The sequence below is a fragment of the Saccharomonospora sp. CUA-673 genome, from assembly GCF_001942305.1.
Classification (GTDB): Bacteria; Actinomycetota; Actinomycetes; order Mycobacteriales; family Pseudonocardiaceae; genus Prauserella.
On record NZ_MKKE01000046.1, the window covers coordinates 1 to 21,098 of the forward strand.

Below are 21,098 nucleotides of genomic sequence, written 5' to 3' on the forward strand. Positions count from 1 at the left end.
GGTTTCGATGGTCGGTGGCGGTGTGGGGGTGGGTTGCGCCCTGCCTGCAGTGTGATGGTTTCGGTTTCAGGTCGACGGGATGACACTCCGGGGGTGGGGTTTGGTTTCGGTGAGGTTTTTGGGGTGGGCGGGTTTGCCCTTGCTTCGCTTCGGGGGTGCGTTACTCGGGGTGATGGTTGGAGTGGGGTTTTGTCGTTCTTGTGGGTGGTTCGTTTCGTGTGATTGTTCTGTAATATTGGGTTTGTGAATGGTTTTGGGGATGTTGCCTCGATTGTGGTGTCGTTGCGTTCTCGGCGGGCTTGGTTGGATGCTGAGGAGATGGTGGCGTTAGCTGCTGCTGATCCTGGGGATCGACAGGGTCGGGCTTGGTTGGCCGAAGCGCTGGTTCCCGAGTACCGAGCCTCGGTGCGGTTTGTTGAGGCTCGGATCGCTCATGCGTCGAGTCTGGTTTCGCGGATGCCTCGGCTGTTGGACGCGATGCGCGCTGGGTTGATCGAGTACTACCCGGCCTCACGGGTTCTCGATGTCACGGCGCCGTTGTCCGATGAACAGGCCCGCGAGGTGGATACCCAGCTTGCGGAGAAGCTGTCGTCTGCAGTCGAGACGGCGTGGCAGCCGCACAACCTCGTACGGATCGTCAGGCGGCTTGTGGAGAAGGTTGATCCCGGTGGTCGGGTGGAGCGGGCCCGCAAGGCCGAGGCCGATCGCAAAGTTGTGGTCGAGCACGGCGACCACGCCCAATCCGAGCTGATCGTCTCGACTCGGTCGGAGGTCGTCTCCGCCTGCTACGCCCGGGTGGATGCCATGGCTCGGCAGCTGCGGAAGAAGGGCGAGTCCCGCACCCTTGAGCAGCTCCGCACTGATATCGCCGTCGACCTGCTGTTGGGCAACGATCCTGGTGCGCAGGTCCCTCAGGCTGCAACCATGGTCTATCTACACATGCCCGTCGACACCGCGTTGTCGATCTCCGAGACCGGGGTTGAGCTGGACGGCTACGGGCCCATCCCCGGAGCACTCGGCCGAGAGATCATGACCAACCCCAACAGCGTGCTGCGCAAAGTCCTCTGCGATCCGGGTACCGGTGATCCGGTCGATTTGGGTCGGTCGCGGTATCGACCCACTACCACCCTCCGCGAAGCCATCCGCGTGCGTGATCGCGAGTGCACCATCCCCTGGTGCCGACGTCCCGCACGCCACTGCGACACCGACCACCTCCAAGAATGGGCCCGCGACCACGGACCCACCTCACTGACCAACCTCGCCGCACGGTGCCGACGGCACCACCGCATGAAGAACACACCCGGCTGGACAACCCGCCACGACCCCACCCACGGCACCACCACCGTCACCACACCCCTCGGACGCACCCACACCGGCGAGCGCACATCCATCCTCAGCCCGAAGACACCGAAGACACCGGCTCGGCCGGCCGATCCCGACGAACCCCCACCCTTCTAACTTTCCCGGCACCGCAGGGCTTTCCCGACACCACAGAGCGTCCGATCTTTACCGAAACCGGGCCGTTCGTCCGCAATGGACGTTTCCGCAGCGCATACACCTGACGACCGCGAAAACGGCGGGAGTACTCTCCGCTCGCAACGCGCAGGCGAGACCTCCCCGCACAGCCAGACGAACAGGATCCCCTCAGGTGGTCGCAACCGATCCGGCCCTCCCCGGACCCACCGAAACCGGCCTGAACACCACCCTCGAACGGTACGCCGTCGGCGTGCGCATCCTCGTCATTCTCGCCGGCGCCGCGCTCGCCCTCGTCGGAGCGCCCGCCGACCCGCTGCCGGTCGTCGCGGTGACACTGCTGGCAACCGCCTGGTGCGCACTGACCGCATGGTGGACCTGGGGCCGCCGCACCCCACCACACCCCGCGCTACCCGTGGCCGCCGCGATCTCCGCACTCCTCGTCGTCGAACTCACCCAACCCTGGACCGTCGTCGGCCCCTACAACGGCTGGGCGTTCTCCGTCGCCAGCATCACCTGCATCACCATGCAGCTCGAACAATCCACCCGACCCCGCCTCGGACTACTCGTCGCAGGCGTGGCCGCCGTGTCCTACACCGCGGGCGCCGCCATGACCCGCGAACTGACCGACGCCGCACTCTTCGCGCCCGCCTCCTCCTCGAAACCGCACTCGCCCGCGGCGGCTACGTGCTCATCCGCACCCGCGCCCGCCAAGCCGACCACGCACGCGCCCGGGCCTCGGCCCAACGCCGTGCCACCGAAGTCGCCGCCGCCCGCCGCGCCGCCGAACGCGAATACCTCGCCACCCTCCACGACACCGCCAGCTCCACCCTCCTGATGGTCTCCCTCGGCGCCACCCCCGGCCGACACCGCGAATGGCTACCCGAACGCGCCCGCCGCGACCTCGACGCCATCACCGCCGAACCCACCACCACAACCACCACGCACGCCGGCACCACCGACACCGGCACCGTCAACCTCACCACGCTTCTCGACCAAGCCACCGAACACCCACTCGTCACCGTCCACCACCATCTCCCCGACAACCTCCCCCTCCCCGCCCGCCCCGCACTCGCCATCGCCGACGCGTCCGCGAAGCCGTCGAGAACATCGCCCGCCACGCCGGCGTCCCCCACGCCCGGCTCGACGCACACAGCACCGAAGACCCCGGCGGCATCGAGGTGACCCTGACCGACGACGGCAACGGCTTCGACCCGGCCACCACACCGGCCCACAAACGCGGCGTCAGCACCTCCATCGTCGAACGCATGACCGCCGTCGGCGGCACCGCATACCTCGACTCGACCCCCGGCCACGGCACCACCGTCCGATGGATCTGGCATGGCTGACACCACGGCACCCGAAGCACCGGCAACACCCGAAGCGACACCGGAAACAGCACCGGCAACAGCGACGGCCGAGTACGTGCGGGACCGGCTCCTGCGCGGCGCGCAACTCGTCGCGCTGATCGTCGCGGTCACCATCCAGATCACCAACTGCCTGCCACAACTGATCGCCAACCAGCACCGCTTCGGGCCGTGGTGGATGGAGGTCGCCGGCTTCACCGCCCTCACCGCCGTCGCCGGCGTCATGGGCGCCATGCTCCTGCGCCGCCGCTCGTGGTCCCACCGACTGGCATTCCTGCTCGCCGGCATCTGCATCGCCGCGTCGGTCGTCGCCTCGATCCCCGTCCCCGCCCGGCTGCTGCTCGTCGCCGACGACTGGTCCTTCGGCATCGCCGGCTGGTACATCGTCGCGCTGCTGCTGCGCACCCGGCTCCCCGTGATCACCGGCTTCCTCGGCCTGCACGCCGCGACCACCGTCGCCGAGATCGCCGTCAAAGGCATGCCCGAGCGCTACATCGCCGCGCTGATGGGCCTGGCCGCCGTGTCGGTGCTCGGCGTCCAGATCGCCGTCGCCCTCCTGGCCGCACTGCTCGGCCGCACCGCGGCCGCCGCCGGCAAGGCAGCCGAACGCGAGGAACGCACCCGCATCGACGAGGAGGTCGGCGAACTCACCCACCGCGACCACCAGGAACGCTACGCCCGGCTGCTCGACACCACCGTCCCCCTGCTCACCGGCCTCGCCTACGGCACCCTCGACGCCGACGACGACACCGTGCGCCGCCGCAGCGCCGTCGAAGCCGCCCGCATGCGCCAACTGTTCGCCGAGACCGACGACGTGTCCGACCGGCTCCTGCACGAACTGCGGGCCGGCATCGACATCGCCCAACGCCAAGGCGTATCGGTGCAACTCGCCGTCCGCGGCGAGATCCGCGACGTGCCGCACCCCGCGCGCCGCGAACTCGTCGACACCGCCGCGACCGCGCTCGCCTCGGCCCGCACCACCGCCCGCGCCACCGTCATGCGCACCCCCACCGCCGTCCGCGTCAGCGTCGTCGCCGACGCCCCGCACGACACGGCCACCACCATCGAACGCGCCCCACGCACCCACACCCGGGTCACGACGACCACCAACGATCGGACACTCTGGACAGAGGCGGTATGGCAGACGAGATCACCGTGACGGTCGTGGACGACCACCCCGCGATCCTGGTCGGCATCGAACACTGGTACTCCACGGCACCCGAGCCGGTGCGGGTCGTCGCTGGCGGCCCCACCGCGAAAACCGCCTGGCTGCCGCCCGGCGACACGGCCGACGTCGTCGTGTTCGACCTGCAACTGGCCGGACAGACCGCACCCGCCTACGGCGAACTCCGCAGGCTCGTCGACGCCGGCAGGCACGTCATCGTCTACACCATGCGCGACGACGAACAGACCGCGCTGACCTGTCTCGACCTCGGCGCCGTCACGTTCCTGACCAAGACCGAGGGCGCCGACCACCTCGTGCCCGCGACGCTCGCGGCCGCGCGGCACCGCCCGTACACCCCACCGGCGCTCGCGGGTGCACTGTCGGCCAACACCAGCTCCGACCGGCCGAAACTGTCCGTCCGCGAGGAAGAGGTCCTCGTCGAATGGTTCCAGTCCGAATCGCGCGACCTCGTCGCCGAACGGCTCGGCATCTCCCCGAAAACCGTGACGACCTACCTCGACCGAGTCCGCCTCAAGTACGCCAACGTCGGCAGGCCCGCCGGCAGCAAAGCCGCGCTCGTCGCCCGCGCCATCCAGGACGGCCTCGTCAACGTCGACGACCTGTAGGCGGCCCACGGACGAAAACCGTCCGGTGATCGTGCCACCCCCAGAAACACGATCACCGGACGGCGGCCTCGCCCCCGGCCGCAAGTCGCTGCAGATCGCCGAGCCGGTAGTGGTCCGGCGCGCGCTCCGCGACGACGTTCACCGCGAGCAGACCACGCATCGCCGCTCGCGCCCCGGCGCGATCCCGCTCGGTGAGACGCCCGACGTCGTCGACGTCGAACTCCAGCTTCCCCCCGGCGGCCAGCAGGCGCAGCAGTTCGCCCTCCGCCGGGGTGAGGTGCGCGTACGCGCGGGACAACACGGCCCGCACCCCGGTCGCCTCGTCACCGGTGTCGAGCTGGTCCAACCTGCTGCGTTCCGCACGCAGCTGCGCCACCAGCCCACCCGCATGCGCCCCGGGCACCCGGCCCAGCTCCTCGGCCGCGATCCGCAACGCCAACGGCAGGCCGTCACACAGATCTACCAGCTCGTACAGTGCCTCCCGATTGTCGAGACCATCGGTCTCGACAGCTGCGTGGCGGCAGAGCAGCTCCACCCCGTCCCGAGCGCTGAGCGGCGGGACCGTCACGCGCACCGCGCCCTCGCCCGCGACAAGGCCGCGCAGCTGGTTCTGGCTGGTCACGACCGCGACCGACGCGGTCCCGGGCAGCAGCGGCCGCACCTGCGCGGCGTCGCGCGCGTTGTCGAGCACGATCAGGGCCCGCCGACGGGCTGTCCTCGACCGCAGCAGCGCGGCCAACGCGGCCGGATCGCCGACCGGCAGATCCGTGGGTTCGGCACCGGTCTGCACGAGCAGGTCCGTCAACCCCTCGGCCACCGACAGCGGCGGGTCGACGTGGAACCCGCGCAGGTCCACCCGCAGCACCCCGCCGGGAAACCCCGATGCGGCCCCGGCCGCCCAGTGGTCGACGAGCGCGGTCTTGCCCACCCCGGCCGGACCGTCGACCACCACCAGCCGGCTCCTCCCGGCGTCGACCGTGCGGCCGAGCAGGTCGAGCAGCCGCGCCCGGCCGACCAGGTCGCCCTGCGGCGTCTCTTCGGTTCCGCGTGGCCGGGGCACCGACGGCCGCCGCGGCGGTGCGACCGCGGCGGCGTGGGCGTCCTCACGCAGCAGGCGTTCGTGGACACCGCGCAGGTGGGCCGACGGTGCGACGCCGAGCCGGTCGGCCAGCATCCGGCGCACCTCGTCGTAGGTCACAAGCGCATCGGCGGTGCGGCCCGCGTGGTGCAACGCCAGCAGCAACCGCGCCCACAGGCACTCGCGATAGGGATGGGTCCGGACGAGCGGACGCAGCCGGGAGACGGCCCGTTCGGCGTCGCCGAGTTCCAGCAGCAGATCGGCGACGCGTTCGCACACCTGGAGGTACTCCTCGTCGAGGACCTCGGCCTCCTGCTCCACCCACGCCATGCGGTCGAGCCCGTCCAACGAACGTCCCCGCCACAGCTCCAACGCGCCCTGCAACCCGCACAGCTCGGCGGGGCCGCCGGAGTCGGCGGCGGCCCGTCGCCGACACCGGAATCGGCCGAGGTCGGTCCCCTCCTGTCCGACCAGCAGCCGGTACCCGCCCGAAGCCGCTTCGATCACCGGCTCCCGCGCCCCGGCGAGCGCCGAACGCAGCCGCTTGATGTAGCCGCGCAGCGTGGTCCGCGCGGTCTCGGGCGGATCCTCGCCCCACACGCGGTCGATCAGGTCCTCCGTGGACATGAACCGCCCCGGCCGCAGCGCCAGGGCCGCCAGCAGCAACTGCTGCTTCCCGCGTGGAATCGGCACCGGGGTCCCGGCCACCCGCACATCCAGTTCCCCGAGCATGTCGATCTCGATCGACGTCATCGTATCCCCCACCCCGAACGTGATGGCGACCGGCCGGTCACCCGATGCGGCGTCGACGCTATCCACACGCTCGGCGAGGGTTTGTCGGTCGAACGACCCTCAAATGTGGGTCGACTCAGCGACCGCGGCGCACATAGGACAACTGTGAGTAGTCCTCCGGTTCCGTATCGATGTGGTGCCGGCCCCGGCCGTGCCCCGGATACCCCACCGGCGGCGGTCCGGGATCGCGCGGCCTGCGGTCGCCGAACACGCGGACGTCGGCGTCGAGGACCCTGTCCAACAGCTCGGTGTCGCCGAACGCGCGGCGGACGATCTCGGCCTGTGCGCGGGCGGCCGCATAACGGGCCTCGGCGATCGTGTGCGTGACCGTGGCCGACAGCTCCGTGGGCGCCAGCCGCCGCACACCGTCGCCGAAGGTGACGCGCTCGACCGCCCCGTCGGCACCGGCCACCACCGTGACGACCCCGTCCGGCGAGGTCACCTCGCCCCGGACCTGCGCGAGCTCCTCGGTCACCCGCTGATACGCCTCTGCCGCGCGCGCGTTGTCGGCCGCCGCGGTGTCGATCGCCTCGATCCGCCGCATGAGCTGCTCGCCGGGCTCGGTCATGCCACTCCTCGTCTCGCTGTTCGGCCGCGGATCACGGTTCTCGTCGATGCCTGCCCGCGTAACCCCGGCCGGCGCGAGCGGCCGGTCCGACTCGATACCGGCCAGGAAGGCCTGGAAGTCGCCCATCAACCCGGCGCCGGCGAGTTGAGCGGGGGTCGCCGTCAGCGCGGCCGTGAGTATCGCCCGGCGGCGGTTGCCGGCCTGGTCGGCCATGCTCACGAACGTCTGCAGCTGGGCCAGGTCCCGAATCGTGGAGCCGGCGCGCACGCGCACGCCGAGGGCCTGCGTGAGACTGCCCGCCGCCGCGACGCCGGCCCGTTCGCGGCGGCCGACCGTGACGGCCACGGCCGCGCCGACCAGCCGCGCGGCCGCCTCGTCGGCGAGCGCGTCGAGGTCGGCGCCGTCGGCACGGGTCTCGCCGCTCATCGTGATGGTGGCGGTGAACCCATCGCGGGAGGCCGGGTGCAGCGCGACGAACTCCGCGCCGGGACTGCCTGGACCGCTGGGACCGCCCACCTCCGCCGGCGGCACGGAACACCATCCGTCGGCAGGGTGAACGCGATCGGCACCGGAAGCACCGGCCTCACCCGCCGCCGACGCCGAGCATCATCATGCCGACCGAGCTCGCCGCCCCGCCGACCGAGGCGGCCACCTGCCCCGGGTCGACGGCGACCTCGCCACCGACGCGGCCGCCGACGCCGATGGCCGCGCCGAGGGACCCGCCGGCGTGGAACTTGCCGTCCTCCCCCATGCCGAACTGCAGTCCGGCTTCCGCACCGGCCCCCGCCCAGGCCTCGCCGTTCAGACCCGCCGAGATGCCGAGGACCTCCGCGCCGACGGAGGCGTCCGCCCGGGCTCCGGCGAAGGCGTCGGCACCGACGTCGAGTCCGGTCAGGCCCAGCTGTGCGTTGGCGTTGGCCTCCGCCTCGACCGCGGCGTTGGCCTCGGCGTTGACGCCACCCACCCCGCCGAGGTCGAGCGCGCCCTGCGCACCGCCCTGCGCGAGGTGCGCCTGGGCACCCGCGCCGGCGGACAGGCCCGTCGCGTCCAGCGAGCCCTCGGCGTTCGCGCCGGCCCCGAGGACCGAACCCTGCAGCGAACCGTCGCCGGCGACCACACCGCCGTCGAACCCGCCGGCGAGTTCGCCCTCGGCGACCGCCACCGTGGCCTCGCCCTGCCAGCCCGTGTTCGGCAGTTCGATGCCGAGCAGGCCGACGAGCTCGGACACCGGATCCTGCTTGAGGTTCTGCTCGCCGCCGAAGGTCCGCTCGTACCGGTGACGTTCGTGGAGGGCCTCGCGCTCGAAGCCGTTGGCGTACCCGCCCTGACCGTCGGGCTGCAGTCCGAGCTTGGCGGCCAGCTGTGTACCGACGGCGTCGACGCGGCCCCGGGCGTTGTCGAGCACGGCCTGCGCCTCGCCGAGCATCCCGCCTGCCGCGTCCTGCGCGCCGCCTGTCAACGGGTTCGCCGCGGCCGCCGCCCGATGCGCGGCCCGGGCCTGCAGGTCCAGTTCGATCGCCCGTTGCGCCTCGCCCTGGGCCCAGGTGAGCACATCGGCGTAGTCGGCGAGGGTCTGCCCGCCGCGGGCGACGGTGTCGACGAGCCCGTGCCATCTCGGCGGTTCGGCACCGAAGGCGTCGCGGAACGCGTTGCTCGCCGCGCCCATCCAGTTCGCCGGGTCGATGCGACCGAGCATGCCGCCGATGTCGCCGACCGTGCCGATGTTGCCGACGACGCCACGCAGATCCTCCGCGATCTGTTCGGGTTCGCCCGGGATCAGCTGCTTCGGATCGGCGGTCTGCCCCAGTTGCGCCACCATCAGAAGGCGCCCCCGTCCAGGACGCTCGAGATCCCACCGCCGAGGCCCGCATTGCCGAACCCGGCGACCCCGCCGCCGGACGCGGGTGCGGCCGGTCCCTGCTCGACCGCGGCCCGCAGGCCGGAGAAGACGTCGAGACCTTCCTGTTCCTGCTGCACGTACGAACGCGCCGCGTCGATCAGTCCGCCGCCGTGCTCGTCGGCGGCGGACTGCAGTGCCCGCAGCTGCGCGCCGACCTCGTCCATGAACCCGCCCCACGCCTGCTGCACGGCAGCGTTGCCGTAGTCCGCGCCCGGCCCGCGCCACACGACGCCCGCGGCCTGGGCGACGGTCTCGGCGATCCGTCCCGCCGTCTGCTGGAGTTCGTCGGGCACCGACCCGAAACCCGTCATCGCCTGAGCCCACCCCTGGTATCCACCCGGCAGGCACCCCGTGCGCCGCCTGCGACTGCGCGCGATGCTGCCGCCGCCCGGTGGCACGGGAGTGGTTCGACGGTGGTTCCGGCCAGGCCCGGTCGACGGAAGTGTCAGTCGGCGAGTTCGGGTGGGAAGCCGCCGGTGGCGACCGGGCCCCAGTCGTCGATGGTGATGCGCAGCAGGGACTTGTCCTGCTTGCGCATCGCCTCGCGGTACTCGTCCCAGTCGGGGTGCTCACCGGAGATGCAGCGGAAGTACTCGACGAGGCCGTCGAGCGCGTCGGGCATGTCGAGGACCTCGGCGGTGCCGTCGATCTGCACCCATGCGTCGTTCCACTCGTCCGACAGCACGCACAGCGACACGCGGGGCTCGCGCCGCGCGTTCCGCGTCTTGGCCCTGCTCGGATAGGTGGAGATGACGATGCGGCCGCTCTCGTCCACACCGCAGGTCACCGGCGACAGCTGGGGCCTGCCGTCGGCGCGCGTCGTCATGAGCACGGTGCGGTGCCGCGGCCGGACGAACTCGAGCAGCGCGTCGCGGTCGATCCGTTCGGCGGTGGCGATGCGTGGCACGAACTACCTCCTGGGTGGTGCTCTCGGTCCGGGGGCCGGCTGGTTCGGATACTCGCTCCGGGTGCACTGTGCCCCCGGGTGCTGCCGTTCGCACCCTAGCCCGCACCGTGGGTCACCCTCACGAGCGATGGGGGCGATCACCGGCGGCGCGAATGGTCCATTCACCGAGATCGACACGGCCGGCACGCAGCAAGAATGCAAATCCATAAACCCACATCGGTGAACCCGGTCGCCACATCAACCACATCGGTGATCTATTGCCTGTTCGGTGAAATGTCTCTACCAATACTGATTCGTGAATCAGAAACCGCCTCGTTCACGTTCCGTATCCACTGATCACGTAGCGAAGTTGCCTCGACACGCCGAGCATCACCCGTACTGACTACATGCGATGAGTTATTCACTTCACGTGCTCATACTGGTCCGCAACAACTGGATATGCGCAGGTCAGATGGCACTTGACGACAAACTTACGGCGTTCTGATACGGTCGCCGGGTTGCTGGATCTCCTCCAGGAAAGGCCATCTGAGCCTCGCTAAACCTCGTTTTACGAAATGATCTGTGTTCCACAACACCGGTTCGTGACATCCCCGTTGCCGTTTCGTAATCTACGAGGAGGCGCCGCGACAACCCCGCGTGTCCCCCAACACGGTCGCGACGCTGCCGACTCGGAACCCCGACCGGTCGGCACGCCCAATCCAATAAGGAGAACCACCCCGTGGAGTGGAACAACATCCCCCGAAACGCGAAGAAGATCTTCGCGCGAAAGACCCTGACCCCTGCATCCCCGAAACTCAACCCGTCCTCGTTGAAGGAAGCGTCCGCGGCTATGCGGCCGTCGGCCTGCTGGCGACGGCGCTCGCCGGCATCGTCGGCCAGGCCGCCTTCGCCGACACGACGGTGGAACCCGCCGCGACGAGCGAGCGCAACAGCCACGAGACCACGGCCGAGAACGTCGAGGTCGTGCGCGCCCACAGCCACTTCGGCATCGCGCAGCTCGGTGAGAAGGCCCAGAGCCCGTCCGCCGACCAGCAGCCCGCCGGCGACAACGCCGACCAGGGCCAGCAGCGCAACGCCGAGGCCGGCCAGCAGAACGGCGACAACGGCGGCCAGAACGCCAACAACAACGCTGGCGACAACAACAACGGTGGCGAGAACGCCGGCAACCAGGGCGGCGGCGAGCAGCAGCAGGCCCAGCAGGCCCAGCCCAAGCCCGCACCGCAGCCGCAGTTCGACCAGGTCGACCGCTGGATCAACCGTGCGATCGACGTCCTGCAGAACCACGGCGTGCCGGTCGCCCACGACCAGCGCGACGAGATTCGCACCATCATCGAGAAGGAGTCCAGCGGTGACCCGCGGGCCATCAACCTGTGGGACAGCAACGCCGCCAAGGGCATCCCGTCCAAGGGCCTGATGCAGACCATCGACCCGACGTTCGACGCCTACAAGCTGGCCGGGCACAACGACATCTACGCCCCGGTCGACAACATCATCGCCGGCGTCAACTACACGTTCGACCGCTACGGCGGCTTCGAAGAGCACCCCGGCCTCAAGTCGATGTCCGGGGGTGGCGGTTACCAGGGCTACTGAGCAGGGTTGGCCGACAACGCCCCGCTCAGTTGGCAGCTGCCTCGATCAGCAGCTGACTCTCACCGGGCCGCCCGGAGGTCACCCCGCCTCCGGCGGCCCGCTCGCGTCTACGGCGCGACTCAGGGCTTGCGGCCGAGGCCGACGAAGCCGCTGGCCATCGCCGGGTTGTCCCGGAACTCCTCGGAGGCGGGCGATTCCCGCAGCTCCGGCCTCCACTCCGGGGTCCAGGTGATGCCCGGCTCCACGATCTCGAGGCCCTCGAAGAACTGCTCGAACTCCTCGCGCGTGCGCATGTGCAGCGACGAGCTGGAGCGCTTGTACTGCTCCTTGATCTCCTCGCGCTTGTCCTGCCCCTCGTCCGGCACGCCGTCGAACGTCAGGTGCGAGGTCAGCAGGTACGAACCCGAGGGCAGGCGGTCCATGTAGTTGCGGATGACGCCGTGCGGGTCCTGCTCGGGGCCGAAGAAGTACAGCACGTTGACGGCGATCAGCCCGATCGGCTTGGTCCGGTCGAGCACGCCGCTCTCGAGCGCCGCGTCCCACACCTTGTCGACGTCGAGCAGATCGGCCTGGACCACCGCGTGCCGCGTCGGGTCGCCGTCGCGTTCCAACAGGACCCGCGAGTGCGCCACGGCCACCGGCTCGTTGTCGACGTAGACACAGCGGCTGTCGGGGTTCACCGAATCGGCGATCTCGTGGACGTTGCCCACCGTCGGCACGCCGGAACCGAGGTCGAGGAACTGGGTGATGCCCTCGTTGGCCAGGTGCTGCACGCCGCGCCCGAGGAACTCCCGGCCGACCCGAGCCATCGTGCGCACCAGCGGGAACGTCTCGACGGCCTTCGCGCCGAACTCGCGGTCGATGGCCCAGTTGTTGGTCCCACCGAGGAACCAGTCGTAGATCCGCGCGGGGTTCGGCCGCTCCAGGTCCACGCCTTCGGGCACGGAGTTCGGATCGTTCGGCGCCATTGCTCCTCCTGGTGGTTCCCCGGGTGCTGAGGTGTCCGGATCCGGCCGTGGCGCCCCGGATCCGGGCGGGCTCACCCGCCAACGCTCACCCTACCGAGCGACCCACCGGTCGCGGCTGCCCCATCACGACAGGCGTTACCGCACCGTCACCCCCCGTGGCGCCGGCGCGGCTCACTTCACGAGGGAGGTGATGCGTTTGCGCATGTCCTCGCCGAGGAACCGGCGCAGGGCCTCCGTCAGCTCGTGCCGCGCGCGCTGCTGATCGACCGCGAACGTGCCGGCGAGCTCGCCCATCGCCAACAGCGTGCCCACCGGCGCCCGGCCGGACTCGGACATCTCCGCCGCCCGTTCGCGCAGGTCGAGGCTCTGCACCTCGCCGTCCTGGAACGCACCGAGGATGTCCTGCAAGCGCTTGAGCCGCTTGAGCACCGCCGAGTACTCCCCCTGCCGGCACAGCGGTTGGGCGAACTCGAGCAGATACCGCAGTTCCTTGCACCGCTTGCGCAGATCGTGCACGTCGTCGGCGGGCGATTCGGGCGTGATCGCCGCCGCGCGGCGGGTGACCCTCTTCGCCGTCGCGGCGAGCCGCTTCCGCGCGAACCTCGCCACGTCCGGCACCTCCGCCGCCTCGGACTCGGGCTCCGGGCGGCTGTCGGTCTTCGCGACCGGCCACTCCGGGTCCGTGGGCGCGTCGGCGCTCTCAGAACCGGCAGCAGCGGGGTCGCCGGCCGCACCGTCCGCCTTGCCGGCGCCGGCCTCGGACGGCATGCCCGCGTCCTCGATGCGGGTGAGCTCGGCACTCCATTCCTCCATGAGCCGGGCGAAGCGCTTGGTGCGCAACGACCGCACGAGCGAACGCCGCGCGCTCTCCCGCCGCGCCGCAGGTCGGCGCCGAACGGGTCGAGGTCGGCGGCCTCGGCCGCGACGAGGCGCTGGGCGAGATCGTCGAAGCCCAACAGGTAGACGTCGAGATCGCGCACCGGGCCGGTGACGTCGCCGAGCCACGAGAACTCCCGTGCGTACCGGGTCGTGAGCCGCTCCGGCAGCACGTCCTCGGCGAGCTTGATCAGCGACCGGATGCGGCGCACGGCGACGCGCAGATCGTGCAGGTACTCGGTGTCGGTGTCGGCGATCGTGCCGTCGACGGTGGCCGCGAGGGCCGTCGCGTGGGCCCGCAGGGCGCGGGCCACGGCCACGTCGGCCGGCAGATCGCGAGTGATCGTCGGTGGCTGCGGCCGGTCGGGCAGACCGGCCGCAGTGAGCACGGCGGCGTACGGATCGGCGTCGGTCTTGCGCAGCACCGGCCCGGAGTCGTCCCTGCGCAACGCCTTGCGCACCCGCTTCGCGGCCTTCACCCCGTCGGCGCCGGGGTCGGAGTCCGGCAGCAGCACCTCGACGCGCACGAAAGGACCGGTACGCGCCGGTTCCATCCCGGTGACCTCCTGCCACTCGAGGACGGCAACGGCGGCGCCGGAGTCGTCGCGGGCGGTCACGTCCCTGGTGACGACGCGGGCGCGGGCGACGGGCTCGACGGCGCGAATCCACATCGGACCGGACACGGCGCCGCGTACGTCACCTTCGGGCAGATCCGCGGACAATGCGGGCCACGTCGGCTGTTCCGCGAGCTCCGCGGCGACCACGTCCTCACCCGCCCGAGCGAGCAGCACTCCCCCGCCGGACCGGCGTTCGTACCGCTCGTGCGCCAGCACCACACCCTTGCGGTGCAGCCGCCAGTCGGCCGTGTCGACGTACGTGATGCTGCGCACGCGCCGCGGTCCGGACTCGAGGGAATACCGCCGTCCGAGTGCCTGTTCCAAGATCCCGACCACCTCGTCGCATCGGCGCCGACCGCCTCGAGGTCGCCGGTCAGGGTCCCGACGTAGGCGGCCTCGCCTGACCTCACACCTGGCACGAGGGGCCTCCTTCACTCGCACGGGTCCACGACAGGGGCCGCCATTGTAGGCCACCGGCATCTGGACCACAGTGTGTGAGAACGGAGTCACGCGGCGAAAGCCCACGTCACCGGCGTGTCACCGCGCCGGGCGGCACCGGCGGACCCCGGGTGGTCCCACACGGTTATCTCCATCGAAAGGACAAAGGCAGTGACCGAGATCGACATTCCGTCGGTGGAACTGAACAACGGTCTGAGCATCCCGACGGTCGGCTACGGCGTGTTCCAGGTGCCGCCACCCGAGACCGCGGTCGCCGTGCGCGCCGCGATCGACGCCGGCTACCGCAGCATCGACACCGCCACGGTCTACGGCAACGAGTCGGGCGTCGGCCAGGGCATCGCCGAATCCGGCATCGCCCGCGGGGACCTGTTCCTCACGACCAAGCTCTGGAACGACTCGCACGACTACGACGCGGCGCTGAAGGCGTTCGACGCGAGCCTGGCCGCGCTGGGCACCGACTACGTCGACCTGTACCTGATCCACTGGCCGATGCCGGGTGTCGACAAATACACCGGGGCGTGGAAGGCGCTGGAGAGGATCTACGCCGACGGCCGCGCGAAGGCGATCGGCGTGTCGAACTTCCAGGTTCCCCACCTCGAGCGGCTGGCGCAGGAGTCGGGCGTCGTCCCGGCCGTCAACCAGATCGAGGTGCACCCGTACCTGCAGAACCGCGAGGTGCGCGAGTACGACGCCGCACACGGCATCGTCACCGAGGCATGGAGCCCGCTCGCCAAGGGCGGCACGCTGCTGGCCGACCCGGCGGTGACCGCGATCGCCGACAAGCACGGCCGCACCGCCGCGCAGGTCGTGCTGCGGTGGCACCTGCAGCTCGACAACGTCGTCATCCCCAAGTCGGTGACCCCGTCACGGATGGCCGAGAACCTGCGGCTGTTCGACTTCGAGCTCGACGAGGCCGACCTGGCCGCGCTCGCCGAGCTCGAGCGGGGCGAGCGCACCGGGCCGGACCCGGACACGCTCAACCTGGGCTGAGGTCCGACTCGCCGAGCTCGTCGACATAGCGCTGCGGCGGTCCGAACAGGACGCCGCTGCCGTGGGCGCGTTTGAAGTACAGGTGCGCGTCGTGTTCCCACGTGATCGCGATGCCGCCGTGCAGCTGGATCATCTCCGCTGCGATGTGCTCGAAGCTCTCCGTGCACACGACGCGCGCGACGGCCACCTCCTCCGGTGGCGGCTCGGCCGGGGCCAGTGCGGCGTGACTGGCCGATCGGGCGGTTTCCAGGCGGACGTAGGCGTCCGCCAGCCGGTGCTTGACCGCCTGGAAACTCCCGATCGGCCTGCCGAACTGGTGTCGTTGGAGCGTGTGGTCGACGGTCCGTTCCAATGCCCGCTCCGCGGCGCCGGTCTGCTCGGCGGCGAGGACGGCGACCGCCTCGTCCCGCAACCGGCGGAGCCCGCCGGGATCCATCCCGCCGATGCACACAGCCTCCACATCGGACAGTCGCACGGTCGCCAACCGTCGGGTCGGGTCGAGGGCCTGCGCGTCGACCCGTTCGACACCGTCGCTGTCGACGTCCACGTCGTACAGTCCCACCCCGTCACGTTCGGCGGCGAGCACGAGCAGCCGGTCGGCGGTGTCCCCGTCGAGGACGTACTCGGCCGTTCCGTTCAGCACGCCGCCCTCCGCCCGGATCGACGGGACGCCGGACCAGTCGCCCTCCCGGCCGGTCCACGCCAGGGCCGCCACCGTCGAGCCGTCGGCGATGCCCGGTAGCAACCGCGCGCAGGTGTCGTCGTCGCCCGCGGCCCGGATCGCCCCTGCGGCCAGGACGGTCGAGCCGAGCAGCGGACTCGGCGTCAGTGTGCGGCCCAGTTCGTGGGCGACCACGCCCACGTCGGCGAGCCCGGCGCCGATGCCGCCGTAGCGTTCGGGCACGGCCAGTGCCGCGACGCCGATCTGCTCGCACAGCAACGACCACACGGTCTCGTCGTACCCGCGCGGCGCCGCCATCGCGGCGCGCACGTCGGAGTGTTTCGTCAGCAGCCCGCGCACCGAGTCGCGGAGTTGCTCACGGATCTCCGCCTGGTCCGCACGTACGTCCTCATGCGACATCCGCGCCCCCCGAACCGGCAGGACCGCCCGTGAGCGTGGCCAGCACCCGCCGGCGGTGGTCGTCGGCGGTACCCCACGCGCCCGCGAGCGCGCGTGCCTTCGTGAGCCACAGCCCCAGATCGTGTTCGGCCGTGTAACCCACGGCGCCGTGCACCTGCAGCGCGGTCCGCGCCGCCAGCAATGCCGTCCGCGTCGCCGCCACCTTCGCCGCCGAGGTCTCCCGCACGACGGCCGGGCTCACCGAGCCCGCGCCGCCCGGCTCACCGCAGATCACCGCGGCGCCGTAGACGACCGGACGGGCCATCTCGACGCGCATCGCGACGTCGGCCAGCAGATGCTTCACCGACTGGTACGAGCCGATCACCCGGCCGTACTGACTGCGCTGCGCGGCGTACTCCGTGGCCAGGTCGAGCATCCGGCGGGCCGCGCCGACGAGCTGCGCCGACACCCCGAGCACGCCGTGCTCGAACGCCCCCGCCTGCGGTGCCGCGACCGCCGTTCCGCCGGCGGGCACCGCGACGAGCCGCCGCGTGGGATCGATCGAGGTCTCGGGCTCCGGCGCTCCGGGCTCGCAGCGCTCCACGGTCACCCCGTCCGACCGGAGCAGCACGTCGGCGACGTCGGCGTCGAGCGCCCGCGGCACGGCCGGTGGCAGCGCCGCGGTGGCGATCAGCTCGCCCGCGGCGATACCGGCGAGCACTTCGCCGTCGCCGGCCAGCAGTCGCGGCGCGACCCCGAGCGTCTCCACGACCGGTCCGGGCACGCCGTGGTAGCCGAGCGCCTCCCAGGCGACGACGGCGTCGACCGGCGTCGCGCCGAGTCCGCCGTGTTCCTCGGGCACGAGCAGCCCCCACACGCCGAGGTCGGCCAGCTCGCCCCACAGCGCGCGGCCGGGTGCGTGGTCGCCGCCGGCCCAGGCGCGGCCGATCGCCGGGGTGCCGGCCGCCGACAGCAGTTCGTGGAGGGTGTCGGCGAAGGCGTGTTGTTCCTTGGTGAGCGTGAATCTCATGGTCGGGGCTCCCGGGGCAGTCCGAGCACGCGTTCGGCGATGGTGTTGCGCTGGATCTGGTCGGTGCCGCCGTAGATGGGACCGGCCAGCGAGAACAGGTAGCCGCCCACCCACGCGGGGTCGACCTCGGCGTCCGGGCCGAGCAGGTCCAGCGCCGTCTCGTGCAGTTCGACGTCCAATGTGGACCAGGCGAGTTTGTTCACCGACGACTCCGGGCCGAGCTGGCGGCCCTCGGCGAGACGGGCGGCGGTGCCGAACGTGTAGAGCTGGTAGGCGCGGGCGTCGATCCACGCGTCGGCGACACGGGACGCGGTGCCGGCGGGTTCCCCGCGTTCCTGCCACAACCGCACGAGCCGGTCGGCCGAGGCGACGAACCGGCCGGGGCTGCGCAGCGACAGTCCGCGTTCGTTGTTGGCGGTGGTCATCGCCACCCGCCAGCCGTTGCCGGGTTCACCGATGACGTCCTCGTCGGGAACGAACACGTCGTCGAAGAAGATCTCGGCGAATCCGGGCTCGCCGTCCAGTTGCGGGATCGGCCGCACGGTCACGCCTTCGGCGCACAGGTCGACCATCAGGTAGGTCAGTCCGCGATGCCGTTCGGACTCGGGGTCGCTGCGGAACAGACCGAACGCGCGGTCCGCGAACGCCGCCCGCGAACTCCACGTCTTCTGCCCGGTGATCCGCCAGCCGCCGTCGACGCGCACCGCCCTGCTGCGCAGCGCCGCGATGTCACTGCCGGCCTCGGGTTCGGACCAGGCCTGCGCCCACACCTGCTCGCCGCGCGCCATCGCGGGCAGGATCCGGTCCCGCTGCTCGGGTGTGCCGTGGGCGAACAACGTCGGCGCCAGCATGAAGATGCCGTTCTGCCCGACGCGGCCCGGCGCTCCCGCGGCGTAGTACTCCTCCTCGAACAGCAGCCACTGCAGCAGCGACGCGCCGCGGCCGGTGTATTCGGCAGGCCACGTGACGACCGACAGCCGCGCGTCGGCGAGCCGGGCCTCCCACTCCCGGTGGGCGGCGAAGCCCTCCGCGGTGTCCATGGACGGCAACGCGGGCCGGGGGACGTTGTCGGCCAGCCAGGCGCGGACCTCGTCGCGGAACGCCGCCGACTCGGGGTCGATGTCCAGGTCCATGCTCACCTGCCCGCGTCGCGCATCGACTTGGCCGTCTGCCCGGCCAGCGGGTCGGACTGCGTCTCTGCGTTGTGGGCGTGCGCGAAGTGATGCAGCCCGAACGCGGAGTCCATTCCGGACCGCATGCCCATGAGGTCCTGGGCCTGGTTGACGGCCTTCTTCGTCAACGTGAGTCCGAACGAGGGCATCTCGGCGATCTTCTCGGCCAACGCCGTGGTCGCCGACTCCAGTTCGGCGCGCGGCACGACCCGCGAGACCATGCCCCATTCCTTCGCCTGTTGGGCGGTGAACCGCTCGCCGGTGAACAGCACCTCCTTCGCCGCGGCGACGCCGAGCACCCACGGGTGCGCGAAGTACTCCACGCCCGGGATTCCCATGCGCACCACGGGATCGGCGAAGAACGCGTCGTCGGAGGCGACGATCAGATCGCACGACCACGCCAGCATCAGCCCGCCGGCGATGCACGCGCCCTGGATCGAGGCGATCACCGGTTTCGGGATCTCCCGCCACCGCCGGCACATGCCGAGGTACACCTCGGACTCGCGCGCGAACCGCTGATCGCCGCCCGCACGGTCCACATGGTCCCACCACAGGACGGCCTTGCGTTCGTAGCTGACGTCCACGTCGCGACCGGGCGAGCTGATGTCGTGCCCGGCCGAGAAGTGCTTGCCCTCCCCCGCCAGGACGATCACCTTGACCTCGGGGTCGTCGACGGCCCGGGCGAACGCGTCGTCCAGTGCGTAGGTCATCACCGAGTTCTGCGCGTTGCGGTACTCGGGCCGGTTCATCGTCACCACCGCCACCGGTCCGCGCCGCTCGTACCGGACGACAGCTTCGGCATCGTCGTCGGCACCGCCGTTGTGGGCACCGCCGTTGTGGGCGCTGTCGTTGTGGGCGCTGTCGTTGTCGGTCATGCCACCTTCTCCTTGGCCAGCAGACGTTTGAGGACTTTCCCGGAGGCGTTGCGCGGCAGCGCCGCGACGAACTCGACGTGACGGGGGCGCTTGTAGTTGGCCAGGCGCCGGCGGCAGTGCTCGAGCACGTCGGACTCGGACACACCGTCGGCGACGACGAACGCCTTGCCCACCTCACCGAGTCGTTCGTCGGCGACCCCGACGACCGCTACCTCGCGGACACCGTCCAACCCGGACAGTTCCTGTTCGATCTCGGCGGGGTAGACGTTGAACCCGCCGCAGATGTACATGTCCTTCAGCCGGTCGGTGATCGTCAGGTTTCCGGCGTCGTCGAGCGTGCCGACGTCGCCGGTGTGCAGCCAGCCGTCGGCGTCGACGGCCTTCGCGGTCGCCTCCGGGTCGTCGAGGTAGCCGCGCATCACGTTCGGGCCGCGCAGCAGGATCTCGCCGCGGGCTCCGATGCGCACCTCGAAACCGGCGGTGGCGCGGCCGCTGGTGTGGGCGATGACCTCCGGGTCGTCGCCGGGCCGGCACATCGTGACGACCACCGCCTCGGTGAGTCCGTAGGCGGTGAGCACGGTGTCGAAGCCGAGCTCGTCGCCCATGCGCTCGACGAGCCGCACCGGGACGGTCGCCGCGCCGGTCACCGCCAGCCGCAGCGACGACAGGTCCGTGCCCTGCCGGCCGGGGTGGTCGAGCAGGGTCTGGAACACGGTCGGCGCCGCCGGCAGCACGGAGATCCGCTCGCGTTCGATCGCCTCCAGCACCGCGGCGACGTCGAAGGTCGCCTGCGGGATCAACGTCGCACCGCCGAGGAGGCCGACGAGGATCCCGGCCTTGTAGCCGAAACTGTGAAAGAAGGGGTTGACGACGAGGTACCGGTCGCCGGGACGCACCTGTCCACAGTCCGCCCACGCCGCGGCGACGTCGACGGCCTGGCCGTGGGTCGACAGCACCCCTTTGCTGCGTCCGGTCGTTCCGGAGGTGAAGAGGATGTCGCTGATGTCGTCGCCGGAGACCTCGTCGGCCCGCGCCTCGGCAGACTCCGCGGTGACCGGTTCGGCAGCGGCGGCGAGGTCAGGCCAGTCCAGGACGACCGCCCCGGACGTCTCCGCGTCCGGGTCCGGGGCGAGCGGGCCGGAGACGGGCACCCGCACGACGAGCCGCAGCGAGTCCAGATCGCCGGGCTCCGCCGCCGTACGGATCTCGGCCGGCGGCTCGACCCCGAGGAACTCGCCCGCCACGACCAGCGCCGTCGCGCCGCTGCGGCGGATCAGGTCGACGGCCTCGGCCCCGGTGAAGCGCGTGTTGATCGGCACGAGCGTCGCGCCCGCGTAGTGGACCGCAAGCGCGGCCACGACCCAATGGTGGGTGTTGGGCGAGTACACGGCGATCCGGTCGCCGCGCCGCACGCCGTGGGCGAGGTACACCCGCGCCATGTCGCGAACGTGTTCCAGAAGTTGTCGATACGTCATGCGCACGTCGCCGTCGACCACCACCTCACGGTCACCGAACCGCTGAGCAGCAACGCGGATAGCCTCCGGGATCGTTGCCGGCACCCTTGCCTCGTCCATCCCGCTCCCTC

20 protein-coding genes and 1 pseudogene are annotated in these 21,098 nt (G+C 71.1%); 9 read left to right on the top strand and 12 right to left on the bottom strand.

Features of this window, described 5'->3' with window-relative positions:
* The first annotated feature begins 318 nt into the window (after positions 1–318).
* From BJF85_RS19625 to BJF85_RS19645, 6 genes are all read left to right on the top strand, one after another.
* Positions 319–1,458, top strand: coding sequence for an HNH endonuclease signature motif containing protein (locus tag BJF85_RS19625; protein ID WP_083666554.1), 1,140 nt, complete (start codon positions 319–321; stop codon positions 1,456–1,458).
* 190 nt (positions 1,459–1,648) lie between these two features.
* A complete protein-coding gene (locus BJF85_RS19630) occupies positions 1,649–2,311 on the top strand; it encodes a hypothetical protein (RefSeq protein WP_075849560.1) in 663 nt (220 codons plus the stop codon).
* On the top strand, positions 2,311–2,658 hold the full coding sequence (locus BJF85_RS30505) for a hypothetical protein (protein ID WP_255375790.1): 348 nt from the start codon (positions 2,311–2,313) through the stop codon (positions 2,656–2,658). The genes BJF85_RS19630 and BJF85_RS30505 overlap by 1 nt, the downstream gene beginning before the upstream one ends.
* A complete protein-coding gene (locus BJF85_RS30510) occupies positions 2,583–2,822 on the top strand; it encodes an ATP-binding protein (RefSeq protein ID WP_255375789.1) in 240 nt (79 codons plus the stop codon). Before BJF85_RS30505 ends, BJF85_RS30510 begins: the two co-directional genes overlap by 76 nt.
* On the top strand, positions 2,815–3,999 hold the full coding sequence (locus BJF85_RS19640; protein WP_139320735.1) for a hypothetical protein: 1,185 nt from the start codon (positions 2,815–2,817) through the stop codon (positions 3,997–3,999). Before BJF85_RS30510 ends, BJF85_RS19640 begins: the two co-directional genes overlap by 8 nt.
* A complete protein-coding gene (locus BJF85_RS19645; protein WP_075849563.1) occupies positions 3,978–4,631 on the top strand; it encodes a response regulator transcription factor in 654 nt (217 codons plus the stop codon). The genes BJF85_RS19640 and BJF85_RS19645 overlap by 22 nt, the downstream gene beginning before the upstream one ends.
* Before the next feature lie 52 nt (positions 4,632–4,683).
* Here BJF85_RS19645 and BJF85_RS19650 read toward each other — a convergent pair whose 3' ends face one another.
* From BJF85_RS19650 to BJF85_RS19670, 5 genes are all read right to left on the bottom strand, one after another.
* Entirely contained in the window at positions 4,684–6,462 is a 1,779-nt protein-coding gene (locus BJF85_RS19650) for a BTAD domain-containing putative transcriptional regulator (RefSeq protein WP_139320736.1), read from the bottom strand.
* Between the two features lie 115 nt (positions 6,463–6,577).
* Positions 6,578–7,600: a YbaB/EbfC family nucleoid-associated protein gene (locus BJF85_RS30515; RefSeq protein ID WP_075849565.1), complete on the bottom strand. Its 1,023-nt coding sequence runs from the start codon at positions 7,598–7,600 to the stop codon at positions 6,578–6,580.
* Positions 7,601–7,652: 52 nt separating this feature from the next.
* Positions 7,653–8,888 (bottom strand): putative T7SS-secreted protein, encoded by a 1,236-nt coding sequence (locus BJF85_RS19660; RefSeq protein WP_075849566.1) that lies wholly within the window; start codon positions 8,886–8,888, stop codon positions 7,653–7,655.
* Positions 8,888–9,280: a hypothetical protein gene (locus BJF85_RS19665; protein ID WP_075849567.1), complete on the bottom strand. Its 393-nt coding sequence runs from the start codon at positions 9,278–9,280 to the stop codon at positions 8,888–8,890. Before BJF85_RS19665 ends, BJF85_RS19660 begins: the two co-directional genes overlap by 1 nt.
* A 134-nt stretch (positions 9,281–9,414) precedes the next feature.
* Positions 9,415–9,876, bottom strand: coding sequence for a PPOX class F420-dependent oxidoreductase (locus tag BJF85_RS19670; RefSeq protein ID WP_075849568.1), 462 nt, complete (start codon positions 9,874–9,876; stop codon positions 9,415–9,417).
* A gap of 723 nt (positions 9,877–10,599) precedes the next feature.
* On the opposite strand from BJF85_RS19670, the gene BJF85_RS31630 reads away from it, so the two are divergent.
* Entirely contained in the window at positions 10,600–11,466 is an 867-nt protein-coding gene (locus tag BJF85_RS31630) for a transglycosylase SLT domain-containing protein (protein WP_083666555.1), read from the top strand.
* Positions 11,467–11,585: 119 nt separating this feature from the next.
* Here the strand turns inward: BJF85_RS31630 and BJF85_RS19680 are convergent, their stop codons facing one another.
* Together BJF85_RS19680 and BJF85_RS28120 are read right to left on the bottom strand one after the other, a co-directional pair.
* A complete protein-coding gene (locus BJF85_RS19680) occupies positions 11,586–12,434 on the bottom strand; it encodes an SAM-dependent methyltransferase (RefSeq protein ID WP_075849569.1) in 849 nt (282 codons plus the stop codon).
* 171 nt (positions 12,435–12,605) lie between these two features.
* Positions 12,606–13,630: pseudogene (locus tag BJF85_RS28120) on the bottom strand (CHAD domain-containing protein).
* Here BJF85_RS28120 and BJF85_RS28125 point away from each other — a divergent pair.
* Entirely contained in the window at positions 13,538–14,317 is a 780-nt protein-coding gene (locus BJF85_RS28125) for a hypothetical protein (protein WP_075849571.1), read from the top strand. The pseudogene BJF85_RS28120 and the gene BJF85_RS28125 sit on opposite strands and share 93 nt — an antisense overlap.
* A gap of 228 nt (positions 14,318–14,545) precedes the next feature.
* Positions 14,546–15,376 carry an aldo/keto reductase gene (locus tag BJF85_RS19700; RefSeq protein ID WP_075849580.1) on the top strand — a complete coding sequence of 277 codons (831 nt, stop codon included), beginning with the start codon at positions 14,546–14,548 and terminating at the stop codon, positions 15,374–15,376.
* Here BJF85_RS19700 and BJF85_RS19705 read toward each other — a convergent pair.
* The 5 genes from BJF85_RS19705 to BJF85_RS19725 are packed head-to-tail and all read right to left on the bottom strand — an operon-like array spanning position 15,363 to position 21,087.
* Positions 15,363–16,457, bottom strand: a complete 1,095-nt coding sequence (locus BJF85_RS19705; protein WP_075849572.1) for an acyl-CoA dehydrogenase family protein — start codon at positions 16,455–16,457, stop codon at positions 15,363–15,365. The genes BJF85_RS19700 and BJF85_RS19705 overlap by 14 nt on opposite strands.
* The gene (locus BJF85_RS19710) at positions 16,447–17,466 is read right to left on the bottom strand and encodes an acyl-CoA dehydrogenase family protein (RefSeq protein WP_075849573.1); all 1,020 of its coding nucleotides are present in this window, start codon (positions 17,464–17,466) and stop codon (positions 16,447–16,449) included. Before BJF85_RS19710 ends, BJF85_RS19705 begins: the two co-directional genes overlap by 11 nt.
* On the bottom strand, positions 17,463–18,599 hold the full coding sequence (locus BJF85_RS19715) for an acyl-CoA dehydrogenase family protein (RefSeq protein WP_075849574.1): 1,137 nt from the start codon (positions 18,597–18,599) through the stop codon (positions 17,463–17,465). Before BJF85_RS19715 ends, BJF85_RS19710 begins: the two co-directional genes overlap by 4 nt.
* 2 nt (positions 18,600–18,601) lie before the next feature.
* Entirely contained in the window at positions 18,602–19,513 is a 912-nt protein-coding gene (locus BJF85_RS19720) for an enoyl-CoA hydratase (protein ID WP_083666557.1), read from the bottom strand.
* The gene (locus BJF85_RS19725; RefSeq protein ID WP_075849575.1) at positions 19,510–21,087 is read right to left on the bottom strand and encodes a FadD3 family acyl-CoA ligase; all 1,578 of its coding nucleotides are present in this window, start codon (positions 21,085–21,087) and stop codon (positions 19,510–19,512) included. The genes BJF85_RS19720 and BJF85_RS19725 overlap by 4 nt, the downstream gene beginning before the upstream one ends.
* Positions 21,088–21,098: the final 11 nt, after the last annotated feature.